10 protein-coding genes and 1 tRNA gene are annotated in these 12,015 nt (G+C 67.3%); 2 read left to right on the top strand and 9 right to left on the bottom strand.

All coding sequences use genetic code 11. From position 1 onward, the window contains the following. Positions 1 to 8: 8 nt before the first annotated feature. From rpoB to ACZ62B_RS10895, 9 genes are all read right to left on the bottom strand, one after another. Entirely contained in the window at positions 9 to 3,494 is a 3,486-nt protein-coding gene (gene rpoB / locus ACZ62B_RS10935) for a DNA-directed RNA polymerase subunit beta (RefSeq protein WP_085570270.1), read from the bottom strand. Positions 3,495 to 4,074: 580 nt separating this feature from the next. Further along, positions 4,075 to 4,461, bottom strand: coding sequence for a 50S ribosomal protein L7/L12 (gene rplL / locus ACZ62B_RS10930; RefSeq protein ID WP_344560860.1), 387 nt, complete (start codon positions 4,459 to 4,461; stop codon positions 4,075 to 4,077). Between the two features lie 123 nt (positions 4,462 to 4,584). Next, positions 4,585 to 5,115 carry a 50S ribosomal protein L10 gene (gene rplJ, locus ACZ62B_RS10925; RefSeq protein ID WP_030860896.1) on the bottom strand — a complete coding sequence of 177 codons (531 nt, stop codon included), beginning with the start codon at positions 5,113 to 5,115 and terminating at the stop codon, positions 4,585 to 4,587. Between the two features lie 295 nt (positions 5,116 to 5,410). Beyond that, entirely contained in the window at positions 5,411 to 6,364 is a 954-nt protein-coding gene (locus ACZ62B_RS10920; RefSeq protein ID WP_469689920.1) for an SCO4651 family lipoprotein, read from the bottom strand. 174 nt (positions 6,365 to 6,538) lie between these two features. Continuing rightward, entirely contained in the window at positions 6,539 to 7,264 is a 726-nt protein-coding gene (gene rplA / locus ACZ62B_RS10915; protein WP_004927356.1) for a 50S ribosomal protein L1, read from the bottom strand. A gap of 83 nt (positions 7,265 to 7,347) precedes the next feature. Next, on the bottom strand, positions 7,348 to 7,782 hold the full coding sequence (gene rplK, locus ACZ62B_RS10910; RefSeq protein WP_073932788.1) for a 50S ribosomal protein L11: 435 nt from the start codon (positions 7,780 to 7,782) through the stop codon (positions 7,348 to 7,350). Between the two features lie 178 nt (positions 7,783 to 7,960). Then, a complete protein-coding gene (gene nusG / locus ACZ62B_RS10905; RefSeq protein WP_344560865.1) occupies positions 7,961 to 8,797 on the bottom strand; it encodes a transcription termination/antitermination protein NusG in 837 nt (278 codons plus the stop codon). 80 nt (positions 8,798 to 8,877) lie between these two features. After that, positions 8,878 to 9,165, bottom strand: a complete 288-nt coding sequence (gene secE / locus ACZ62B_RS10900) for a preprotein translocase subunit SecE (RefSeq protein WP_344560867.1) — start codon at positions 9,163 to 9,165, stop codon at positions 8,878 to 8,880. A 109-nt stretch (positions 9,166 to 9,274) separates the two neighbouring features. Then, positions 9,275 to 9,347: transfer RNA gene (locus ACZ62B_RS10895), tRNA-Trp, on the bottom strand. A 273-nt stretch (positions 9,348 to 9,620) separates the two neighbouring features. On the opposite strand from ACZ62B_RS10895, the gene ACZ62B_RS10890 reads away from it, so the two are divergent. Then, a complete protein-coding gene (locus ACZ62B_RS10890) occupies positions 9,621 to 10,847 on the top strand; it encodes a pyridoxal phosphate-dependent aminotransferase (RefSeq protein WP_344560869.1) in 1,227 nt (408 codons plus the stop codon). Between the two features lie 123 nt (positions 10,848 to 10,970). Next, complete coding sequence (locus tag ACZ62B_RS10885; RefSeq protein WP_469689916.1) at positions 10,971 to 12,008, top strand: adenosine deaminase; 1,038 nt, start codon at positions 10,971 to 10,973, stop codon at positions 12,006 to 12,008. The last annotated feature ends 7 nt before the right edge of the window (positions 12,009 to 12,015 follow it).

Genomic DNA, 12,015 nt, shown 5'->3' with positions numbered 1-12,015 from the left:
AACTCCCGTCAGACCTCTTCGACGCTGCTCGGCTCGCGCCGGGACAGGTCGATGCCGAGCTCCTCCGCAGCGCGGAAGACGTCCTCGTCGGTGTCACGCATCTCGATGGACATACCGTCGCTGGACAGCACCTCCACGTTCAGGCACAGGGACTGCATCTCCTTGATGAGGACCTTGAAGGACTCGGGGATGCCGGGCTCGGGGATGTTCTCGCCCTTGACGATGGCCTCGTAGACCTTCACGCGGCCGGTGACGTCGTCGGACTTGATGGTCAGCAGCTCCTGGAGCGCGTAGGCGGCGCCGTACGCCTCGAGTGCCCACACCTCCATCTCGCCGAACCGCTGGCCACCGAACTGAGCCTTACCACCCAGCGGCTGCTGGGTGATCATGGAGTACGGGCCGGTCGAACGCGCGTGCAGCTTGTCGTCGACCAGGTGGTGCAGCTTGAGGATGTACATGTAGCCGACCGAGATCGGCTCCGGGAACGGCTCGCCCGAGCGGCCGTCGTACAGCCGTGCCTTGCCGGACGGGAGCACCATGCGCTCGCCGTCGCGGTTCGGGATGGTGTGCTGGAGCAGACCCGCGAGCTCGTCCTCACGCGCACCGTCGAAGACCGGGGTGGCGACGTTGGTGCCGGGCTCGACCTTGTCGGCGCCGATGGCCTGGAGCCGCTCGGCCCACTCCTCCGCGAGGCCGGAGACGTCCCAGCCGCGGCTGGCGAGCCAGCCGAGGTGGATCTCCAGGACCTGTCCCGGGTTCATTCGGGACGGGACACCCAGCGGGTTGAGGATGATGTCGACCGGGGTGCCGTCCTCCAGGAACGGCATGTCCTCGATCGGGTTGATCTTGGAGATGACGCCCTTGTTGCCGTGGCGGCCGGCGAGCTTGTCACCGTCGGTGATCTTGCGCTTCTGCGCGACGTAGACGCGCACCAGCTGGTTGACACCGGGGGGAAGCTCGTCGCCCTCCTCGCGGTCGAAGACGCGCACGCCGATGACCTTGCCGGTCTCGCCGTGCGGCACCTTCAGCGAGGTGTCACGGACCTCACGGGCCTTCTCACCGAAGATCGCGCGCAGCAGGCGCTCCTCGGGGGTCAGCTCGGTCTCACCCTTGGGCGTGACCTTGCCGACGAGGATGTCGCCGGCGATGACCTCGGCACCGATGCGGATGATGCCGCGCTCGTCGAGGTCGGCGAGGACCTCCTCGGAGACGTTCGGGATGTCCCGGGTGATCTCCTCGGGGCCGAGCTTGGTGTCACGGGCGTCGACCTCGTGCTCCTCGATGTGGATCGAGGAGAGGACGTCGTCCTGCACGAGGCGCTGCGACAGGATGATCGCGTCCTCGTAGTTGTGACCCTCCCACGGCATGAACGCGACCAGCAGGTTCTTGCCGAGCGCCATCTCGCCGTTCTCGGTGGCCGGGCCGTCGGCGAGGACCTGGCCGGTGATGATCCGGTCGCCCTCGTTGACGATGACCTTCTGGTTGACCGAGGTGCCCTGGTTGGAGCGCGAGAACTTGGCCAGGCGGTACGTGATGTACGTGCCGTCGTCGTTGGCGGTGGTGATGTAGTCCGCGGAGACCTCCTGGACCACACCGTCCTTCTCGGCCTTGACCACGTCGCCGGCGTCGACGGCGGAGCGGTACTCCATGCCGGTGCCGACGAGCGGGGACTCGCTCTTGATCAGCGGCACGGCCTGGCGCATCATGTTCGCGCCCATGAGGGCACGGTTGGCGTCGTCGTGCTCGAGGAACGGGATCATGGCGGTCGCGACCGACACCATCTGGCGCGGCGAGACGTCCATGTAGTCGACGTCGTCACCGGGGACGTAGTCGACCTCGCCGCCACGGCGGCGGACCAGGATCCGGTTCTCCACGAACCGCATCTCGTCGTTGAGCGGCGCGTTGGCCTGCGCGATGACGAAGCGGTCCTCCTCGTCGGCGGTCAGGTAGTCGACCTCGTCGGTGACCTGGCCCTCGACGACCTTGCGGTACGGCGTCTCGATGAAACCGAACGGGTTGATCCGGCCGTACGAGGCGAGCGAACCGATCAGACCGATGTTCGGGCCTTCGGGCGTCTCGATCGGGCACATGCGGCCGTAGTGCGACGGGTGCACGTCACGGACCTCGAAGCCGGCCCGCTCACGGGAGAGACCACCCGGGCCGAGGGCGTTCAGACGACGCTTGTGCGTCAGCCCCGACAGCGGGTTGTTCTGGTCCATGAACTGGGACAGCTGGCTGGTGCCGAAGAACTCCTTGATGGAGGCGACGACCGGCCGGATGTTGATCAGGGTCTGCGGCGTGATCGCCTCGACGTCCTGGGTGGTCATGCGCTCGCGCACGACGCGCTCCATACGGGCGAGACCCGTACGGACCTGGTTCTGGATCAGCTCGCCGACGTTGCGGATGCGGCGGTTGCCGAAGTGGTCGATGTCGTCGGTCTCGACCATGATCGAGCGACCGGACTCGCCGACCGTCTCGGTCTCACCGGCGTGCAGCTTCACCAGGTACTTGATGGTGGCGATGATGTCGTCGGTGGTGAGCACGCCGGCGTCCAGCGGCTCGTCCCCGCCGAGCTTCTTGTTCACCTTGTAGCGGCCGACCTTCGCGAGGTCGTAGCGCTTGGGGTTGAAGTACAGGTTCTCGAGGAGCGTCTGCGCGGCCTCACGCGTGGGGGGCTCGCCCGGACGCAGCTTGCGGTAGATGTCGAGCAGCGCGTCGTCCTGGCCCTGGGTGTGGTCCTTCTCCAGGGTGGCGCGCATGGACTCGTACTCGCCGAACTCCTCGAGGATCTGCTCGGTGGTCCAGCCGAGCGCCTTCAGGAGGACGGTGACGGACTGCTTGCGCTTGCGGTCGATACGGACACCGACCATGTCGCGCTTGTCGATCTCCATCTCCAGCCAGGCACCCCGGGACGGGATGATCTTGGCGGAGAAGATGTCCTTGTCGGACGTCTTGTCGATGGAGGAGTCGAAGTAGACGCCGGGCGAACGGACGAGCTGCGACACCACGACACGCTCGGTGCCGTTGATGACGAACGTGCCCTTGTTCGTCATGAGCGGGAAGTCGCCCATGAAGACGGTCTGGGACTTGATCTCGCCGGTCTCGTTGTTGGTGAACTCGGCGGTGACGAAGAGCGGGGCCGCGTACGTGAAGTCGCGCTCCTTGCACTCGTCGATGGAGTTCTTCGGCGGCTCGAAGCGGTGGTCGCGGAAGGTCAGCGACATCGACCCGGAGAAGTCCTCGATCGGGGAGATCTCTTCGAAGATCTCCTCCAGACCGGACTTGGTGGGGACGTCGTGCCCGTTCTCGAGAGCCTCCTCGACCCGACTCTGCCAAGCGGTGTTCCCGAGCAGCCAGTCGAAGCTTTCGGTCTGCAGCGCGAGCAGGTTCGGAACCTCGAGAGGCTCCTTGATCTTTGCAAAGGAGATGCGCAGCGGGGCGGTGCTGGCACCGTTGTTCGTATTCGCGGTCGAGGCGTTGCGCGAGGCGGCCAAGAGGGGGTCCTTCCGAGGGCTCGGACTCACTACGCGCGTACCGGCCCCCCACTGGGCAGAGAGACAGACATCCCAGGTCAGAGATGATCTAGTCGTCGGTGCTCGAGCGAGGGCATGCCCCTGGTGACGGGCAGGGGACAGCTAACAGGCAGCGCAAAGGGTCAGTGTAGCCATTTGGCACACTGATGTCCAATGCCGGTTTACGAAGCCGGTGGAGGCCCTCGTTCTTCTCAACTCCTGCGACAAGGCGCTGCCCTCAACGCACGGTGATACTGCCCTCTTTGCCGTCGATCCATGCCTCGGATTCGGATCCTTGTGACGACGCGTCCTGAGAATTGCGCGCTGCGTGCGGTTCGTCAAGGCCCCCCTTGCCGGGACCGCCTGCCACCAGGCGGATCTTCGCGGTCCCCGGAGGCACAACGAAGATCACCTTACTCCCCGCCGTCACGGGTGCAAGGCAGCCGCCGCCGGACCCCTCATACGCCGAGGAGCGACCACCCGGATGGATGATCGCTCCTCAGCGCTTGAGCGTTACACGTCCCTGGGGACGCGCTGGGGCCCCGTGGGGACCCCGGAGGTGTTACTTGACCTCGACGGAGGCGCCGGCGCCCTTGAGGGACTCGGCGGCCTTCTCGGCGGCGTCCTTGGCGACCTTCTCGAGGACCGGCTTCGGGGCGCCGTCCACGAGGTCCTTGGCCTCCTTCAGACCCAGGGAGGTCAGCTCACGCACGACCTTGATGACCTGGATCTTCTTGTCGCCGGCGGCGGTGAGGATGACGTCGAACTCGTCCTTCTCCTCCTCGGCCGGAGCGGCCGGGCCACCCTGGGCCGGGCCCGCGGCGACGGCGACGGCCGCGGCGGCGGTGACGTCGAACTTCTCCTCGAAGGCCTTCACGAACTCGGAGAGCTCGATGAGGGTCATCTCCTCGAACTGGGCGAGCAGGTCTTCCTGGCTGAGCTTCGCCATGATGGCGGTCCTTCCACTAAATCGGCAGGTGCCGGATGTACGGGATGTGGCGGGCGTACGTCGGGCCCGCGTCGGCCCTCATCACGTGTGGTTCACGCGGCGAGGACCGCAAAGCGAGCCGAATTACTCGGCACCGCCCTGCTCGTCCTGCTTGGCACGGAGCGCGTCCACGGTGCGGACGAGCTTCGAGGGGAGCGCCTGGAAGAGCTGAGCAGTCTGCGTCTGCTTGCCCTTGAAAGCGCCCGCCAGCTTGGCGAGCAGAACCTCGCGGGACTCGAGGTCCGCAAGCTTCTTGATCTCGTCGGCGGACAGCGCCTTGCCGTCAAGGACACCGCCCTTGATGACGAGATTCGGGTTGTCCTTGGCGAAGTCACGAAGACCCTTCGCCGACTCCACCGGGTCACCGGTGACGAAGGCGACCGCCGTCGGGCCAGCGAAGAGCTGGTCGTCGAGCGTGATCCCGGCCTCGTTGGCCGCAATCTTGGTCAGCGTGTTCTTCACCACGGCGTACTGGGCGTTCTCACCGAGCGAACGACGCAGCGTCTTGAGCTGCGCCACGGTGAGACCGCGGTACTCGGTCAGCACGGCGGCGTTGGAGCTGCGGAACTTGTCCGTCAGCTCGGCAACCGCGGCAGCCTTGTCGGGCCTCGCCATAGAGCCTCGGCCTCCTTCCGGGTGATTCGGACCGCGCGGACCCGAAGGAGGACTGGGGAAAACGAAACGCCCCGGGCGCAGGCGCACGGGGCGTAGCTCAACCGGTCACTCGCGTTCTTGCGGCGGCGAACTCCGGGAACTCTTCCACTGACACCTGCGCGGGTCGTCCGCAGTTCAGCGGATCCTTCGGCCACCGTGAACTCTGACGAGCGCACGGCAACTACCAGCGGTCTTTGGCTTCCGTGGAAGAGTACGCGAACGGAGCGGCGTCAAGCAAATCGGCCGATCGGGGGCATCAGGCGTCGAGACCTGCCTCGGAGTCCGCCCCCAGGCCCTCCAGCTCCTTCATCATCTCCATGAAGTCGAAGGTGTCCTTCGCCGGCGGCGCCTCGACGTCGGCGGCGGCGCCGTAGTCGGAGTAGTGCGCCGTCATCTTCATCTCGCCGGAGTCCATCTGCATGCCGACGACCATCTTGGCCGGGTAGTTGTCCTCGTTGACCCAGACCTCGGTGTCGTACCCCTTCAGGCCCGTCTTCTTCATGTTGGCGACGAGCTGCTCGCGCTCCTGCGCGGTGAACACGCCGTCGAGCGCCTTGTTGGCGTCGAGCATCTCCTCGATGGTCAGCGTGCCCTTGTAGTGCTGCGTCTGGACTCCGTCGACCTTCTCGGGACCCACGTGCTTCAGGTTCTCCGACCCGAGCAGCAGGGCGAGCTGCTGCGCCGGGTCCTGGTTCATGTTCTCCATGCCGCCGGTCATCTGCTTCTGGATCTCCGGGTCGCCGGACGCCTCGGCGATGGCACCGAAGTCCATCTTCATCCAGCGCTTGCCGTCCATCTCGGCGGCCTGCTCCGCGCCCATGTCCATGTACATGGCCTGGTCCAGCATGATCATGCGGACCTGCTCGGGCGCGTCCGGGTCGCCCGCCGTGAGCGCGGAGCCCTTCATGGTGACGTCCATGACGGTCGGGTCCCAGCCCTGCACACCGGACATCTCCATGGTGCCGCCGCCCGCCGCGGCCGGCACCGTCATGGTCATCCGGACCTTGGAGGACTTGGCCTCCGAGGTGTTCTTGAAGGCCGCCTGGAGGACCTCCGTCATCTCGTTCTGCGTCTGGACCCCGGACCCCGCCGAGTCGGCGGCCTTCTTCTTCGTCCCGCCCCCGTCACCGTCCTGACAGCCCGCGACGCCCGCGACGACGGCCACGGCCGTCAGACAGACACCCACGCGCTTCCATGCGGCCATGCCCATGAATCCCACCCCTGGTTGTTTCGCTGTGTCACATCTGTGAAGTCAGAAGAAAGGTATCCCACGCCACTGACACCGTCGTGCGAAAAAACCCGTCCCCGCGCCTCGGACGAGACGCGGGGACGGGTTTTCGGGTTTTCCGCGGTGCGCACGGGCCGGTCGCCCGGCCCGCCCGGCTCAGACGGCGGCCGGGTCCTCCTCGACGAGGAGGTTGCGGGTGCGGTTGGAGTCGAGCGGAATGCCGGGGCCCATCGTGGTGGTGATGGCGGCCTTCTTGATGTAGCGGCCCTTGGCGGCGGACGGCTTCAGACGGAGGATCTCCTCCAGCGCCGCGGCGTAGTTCTCCACCAGCTTGGTGTCGTCGAACGACGTCTTGCCGATGATGAAGTGCAGGTTCGAGTGCTTGTCGACGCGGAACTCGATCTTGCCGCCCTTGATGTCGTTGACGGCCTTGGTGACGTCCGGGGTCACGGTGCCGGTCTTCGGGTTCGGCATCAGGCCACGGGGACCGAGCACGCGGCCGAGGCGGCCGACCTTGCCCATGAGGTCCGGGGTGGCGACGACGGCGTCGAAGTCCAGACGGCCCTTCGACACCTCGTCGATCAGCTCGTCGGCGCCGACGATGTCGGCGCCCGCGGCACGCGCGGCCTCGGCACGGTCACCGGTCGCGAAGACCAGGACCCGGGCGGTCTTACCGGTGCCGTGCGGGAGGTTCACGGTGCCACGGACCATCTGGTCGGCCTTGCGCGGGTCGACACCCAGACGGAAGGCGACCTCGACGGTGCCGTCGAACTTGGTCGTGGACGTCTCCTTGGCGAGACGGACGGCCTCGAGCGGGGCGTACAGCTTCTCCCGGTCGATCTTGGCGTCCGCAGCGCGGAGAGACTTGCTGCGCTTGCTCACTGAAAGCTCCTGTGAATTGTCGAGGAGTCGTGGTGCGGGCCGAGCCGGCCCTTCCACTACTGCTTGGCTTACGGGGGTGGAGGTCAGCCCTCGACCGTGATGCCCATGGAACGGGCGGTGCCGGCGATGATCTTCGACGCGGCGTCCAGGTCGTTGGCGTTGAGGTCGGGCATCTTGGTGGTGGCGATCTCACGGACCTGGTCGGCGGTGATCTTCGCGACCTTGGTCTTGTGCGGCTCGCCGGAGCCCTTCTCCACGCCCGCGGCCTTGAGGATCATCTTGGCGGCCGGCGGGGTCTTGGTGACGAAGGTGAAGGAACGGTCCTCGTAGACCGTGATCTCCACCGGGATGACCCAGCCGCGCTGCGACTCGGTCGCGGCGTTGTAGGCCTTGCAGAACTCCATGATGTTCACGCCGTGCTGACCCAGCGCGGGGCCGACCGGCGGAGCCGGGTTCGCGGCACCGGCCTGGATCTGGAGCTTGATGAGCCCCGTGACCTTCTTCTTCTTGGGAGGCATGGCTCTCCGGGTCCTTTCGATTCGGGTCCTGCCCGCGTCAAGGGGACAACCCGGACGCAGGCATACCGCACAACGATAACGGGTATAGATGCGCGGCCAAAAACCGAGCAGGTCAGACGGACGCTCGCACGCCCGTCTGACCTGTTCGGAAGCTGTGTGCCAGAAGGACTGTCCTGGACTAGTTCTTCTGGATCTGGTCGAAGGAGAGCTCGACCGGAGTCTCGCGGCCGAAGATCTCCACCAGGCCCTTGACCTTCTTGGAGTCGGGGTTGATCTCGTTGATGGTCGCCTGCAGCGTGGCGAACGGACCGTCGGTGACGGTGACCGAGTCGCCGACCTCGAAGTCCAGCACCTGGACCTCGACCTTGCGCTGCGGGGCCGGCTTGCCCTCGGCCTCGGCGGCCTCGCGGGCGGCCTTCTCCTCGGCCTCCGGGGCGAGCATCTTGACGATCTCGTCCAGCGTCAGCGGGTACGGGTCGTAGGCGTTGCCCACGAAGCCGGTGACACCGGGGGTGTTGCGGACGACGCCCCAGGACTCGTTCGTCAGGTCCATGCGGACCAGGACGTAGCCCGGGAGCTTGTTCTGCTTGATCGTCTTGCGGTCGCCGTTCTTGATCTGGACGACCTCTTCCTGCGGCACCTCGGCCTGGAAGATGTAGTCCTCGACGTTCAGCGAGACGGCGCGCTGCTCCAGGTTGGTCTTCACCCGGTTCTCGTAACCCGCGTACGTGTGGATGACGTACCACTCGCCGGGCAGCGTCCGCAGTTCCTCGCGGAGCTTCTCGACCGGGTCACGGTCGTCCTCGGGCTCCTCGGCCTCCTCGGCCGCTTCCTCGGCCTCGGTGGTCTCGTCCGCCTCGGCGCTCTCGTCCGCGGTGGTTTCGGCAGCCTCGGCCTCGGCGGAGGCCTCGGTGTCCTCGACGTCCGCGCCCTCGACGGCGGCGAGCGCGTCCTCGGCGGACTCGGCCCCTTCGCCGTAAGGCTCAACGGCGTCGTTCACGTTCGGGTCAGACACGGTGGCTGCTTCTTCCTGGATACAAGGGGTGGAACATGCGAAAAGGAGCGCCGGATACCTCGGCGCTCTTCGCTCTCGGCTCAGCCGAAGACGTACTTGGCGGCGTGGCTGAGGCCATAGTCGAACAGGGTGATCAGACCGATCATCACGACGACGAAGACGATCACTGCGGTCGTGTACGACGTCAGCTGGTTGCGGGTGGGCCAGACGACCTTGCGGAGCTCCGCGACGATCTGGCGGTAGAAGAGCGCGAGGCGCTTCAGCGGACCCTTCTTGGCCCGCTTGCCGCCCTTGCGGGTCTTCTTCTGGGAGTCCGGCGCCTCATCCTGGGCATCAGGCATGTCGATGGAGCCCACGGCATCCGTCACTCGTCCTCACCTGATTCCGGGTCGTGGCCGTGCCGCGCCCGGTCCGAGCCCGCACGGCGGTGCATTGCTGTACGTACATGCGCACACATCCTGGCGAAGGTGTGTGTAGCAGGGCCGGAGGGACTTGAACCCCCAACCGCTGGTTTTGGAGACCAGTGCTCTACCAATTGAGCTACGACCCTTTGTGCGTTCCCCAACGTACCGCATCCGACCGGATGCTTGGTGTGCACCGGTTGAGCGCGGGCCGCTGAAGGCCAACGAGGTGAGAGTGTACGTGTTCCTGGGCCGGGCGTCGAACAGAAAGTGCTCAGGAGACACCGTTCCGGCGGAAGATCGTCCAGGCGGTGGTGGACCGGCGGCGTCGATCCGGACTGGTGTTCAGGGGTTTGCCCGGTGTTGTTCAGTACGTGAAACCCCCGTGCCGCGTGGGTTTCCGGTCTGGAACGATGGGCCCCATGAGCGCTGCAACCCCTCCCACCGAGCGCCGGGTCTCCGCCCGAGTCGGCGCGATCTCCGAGTCCGCCACCCTCGCCGTGGACGCCAAGGCCAAGGCCCTCAAGGCCGCCGGGCGACCGGTGATCGGCTTCGGCGCCGGTGAGCCCGACTTCCCGACGCCGGACTACATCGTCGAGGCCGCGATCGAGGCCTGCAAGAACCCGAAGTACCACCGGTACACGCCGGCCGGCGGTCTGCCGGAGCTGAAGGCCGCGATCGCCGCGAAGACGCTGCGCGACTCCGGCTACGAGGTCGACCCGTCGCAGATCCTGGTCACCAACGGCGGCAAGCAGGCCATCTACGAGGCCTTCGCCGCGATCCTCGACCCGGGCGACGAGGTCATCGTCCCGGCGCCGTACTGGACGACGTACCCGGAGTCGATCCGGCTGGCCGGCGGCGTCCCGGTCGAGGTGGTCGCCGACGAGACGACCGGCTACCGGGTGAGCGTGGAGCAGCTGGAGGCGGCCCGCACCGAGAAGACGAAGGTCGTCCTCTTCGTCTCCCCGTCGAACCCGACCGGCGCGGTCTACAGCGAGGCCGAGACCGAGGCGATCGGCCGCTGGGCCGTCGAGCACGGCCTGTGGGTGCTGACGGACGAGATCTACGAGCACCTGGTCTACGGCGACGCCGTGTCCGTGTCGCTGCCCGCGCTCCTGCCCGAGCTGCGCGACAAGTGCGTCGTGGTCAACGGTGTCGCGAAGACGTACGCGATGACGGGCTGGCGGGTCGGCTGGATCATCGGCCCGAAGGACGTGGTGAAGGCCGCGACCAACCTCCAGTCGCACGCCACGTCGAACGTCTCCAACGTCGCCCAGGTGGCCGCGCTCGCCGCCGTCTCCGGCGACCTGGACGCCGTCGCGACCATGCGCGAGGCCTTCGACCGCCGGCGGAAGACCATCGTCCGGATGCTCGACGAGATCGACGGCGTGGTCTGCCCGGAGCCCGAGGGCGCGTTCTACGCCTACCCCTCCGTGAAGGCGCTGATCGGCAAGGAGATCCGGGGCAAGCGGCCGCAGAGCTCGGTCGAGCTGGCGGCGCTCATCCTGGAGGAGGCCGAGGTCGCGGTGGTGCCGGGTGAGGCGTTCGGCACACCGGGTTACCTGCGGCTGTCGTACGCGCTGGGCGACGAGGACCTCGTCGAGGGCGTGAGCCGGATCCAGAAGCTGCTGGCGGAGGCGCGCGACTGACGTCGCCCTTCGCCACAGGGGCGCCCGGGTTCTTTCCCGGGCGCCCCTGTTCGTTTGTGCGAACAAGACCACGAAAGGGGAAAGCCCTACCCGGACGACGGGAGCGTGCGGCAACATCCAGGGATGGAGCGTGTACGTGATCTCTCTGAACTGCCGAAGGCCCATCTGCACCTGCACTTCACCGGGTCCATGCGGCCCACCACCCTGCTGGAGCTGGCCGACAAGTACGGCGTGCGCCTGCCCGAGGCGCTGACCGACGCGCTGACCAGCGGGGAACCGCCGAGACTGCGCGCCACGGACGAACGCGGCTGGTTCCGCTTCCAGCGGCTGTACGACGCGGCGCGCTCGTGTCTCAGGGAGCCGGACGACATCCGGCGCCTTGTGCGGGAGGCGGCGGAGGAGGAGGTGCGGGACGGCTCGGGCTGGCTGGAGATCCAGGTGGACCCGACGTCGTACGCGCCCCGGCTGGGCGGGCTGATCCCGGCGCTGGAGATCATCCTGGACGCGGTGGACGCGGCGACGCGGGACACCAGGATCGGGATGCGGGTGCTGGTGGCGGCCAACCGGATGAAGCACCCCCTGGACGCGCGCACGCTGGCCCGGCTGGCGGTGCGGTACGCGGACCGGGGGATCGTGGGGTTCGGCCTCTCCAACGACGAGCGGCGCGGGATGGCCCGCGACTTCGACCGCGCGTTCGCGATCGCGCGTGAGGGCGGGCTGCTGTCGGCGCCGCACGGCGGCGAGCTGACGGGCCCGGCGTCGGTACGGGACTGCCTGGACGACCTGGAGGCGGACCGCATCGGGCACGGGGTGCGGGCGGCGGAGGACCCGCGGCTGCTGCGGCGGCTCGCGGACCGCCAGGTGACGTGCGAGGTCTGCCCGGCGTCGAACGTGGCGCTGGGCGTCTACGACAAGCCCGAGGACGTGCCGCTGCGGACCCTGTTCGAGGCGGGCGTACCACTGGCGCTGGGCGCGGACGACCCGCTGCTGTTCGGCTCCCGCCTGGCGGCCCAGTACGAGATCGCACGGAACCACCACGGCTTCACGGACACGGAACTGGCCGAACTGGCCCGCCAGTCGGTACGGGGTTCGACGGCCCCGGAGGACACGAAGGCGAAACTGCTGTCGGGCGTGGACGACTGGCTGGCCGCCCCGGCGTAACCGTGGG

The sequence above is a fragment of the Streptomyces sp. NPDC053426 genome (assembly GCF_055585405.1).
Note: the sequence above shows the minus strand (reverse complement) of the source record. Positions and strands in the feature narration are given on the sequence as shown.

Coding starts and splice junctions, on each gene's coding strand:
- ACZ62B_RS10885 (WP_469689916.1), top strand. CDS start 10,971: ATGGAGCGTGTACGTGATCTCTCTGAACTGCCGAAGGCCCATCTGCAC.
- rplJ (WP_030860896.1), bottom strand. CDS start 5,115: ATGGCGAGGCCCGACAAGGCTGCCGCGGTTGCCGAGCTGACGGACAAG.
- rplL (WP_344560860.1), bottom strand. CDS start 4,461: ATGGCGAAGCTCAGCCAGGAAGACCTGCTCGCCCAGTTCGAGGAGATG.
- rplK (WP_073932788.1), bottom strand. CDS start 7,782: ATGCCTCCCAAGAAGAAGAAGGTCACGGGGCTCATCAAGCTCCAGATC.
- ACZ62B_RS10920 (WP_469689920.1), bottom strand. CDS start 6,364: ATGGGCATGGCCGCATGGAAGCGCGTGGGTGTCTGTCTGACGGCCGTG.
- ACZ62B_RS10890 (WP_344560869.1), top strand. CDS start 9,621: ATGAGCGCTGCAACCCCTCCCACCGAGCGCCGGGTCTCCGCCCGAGTC.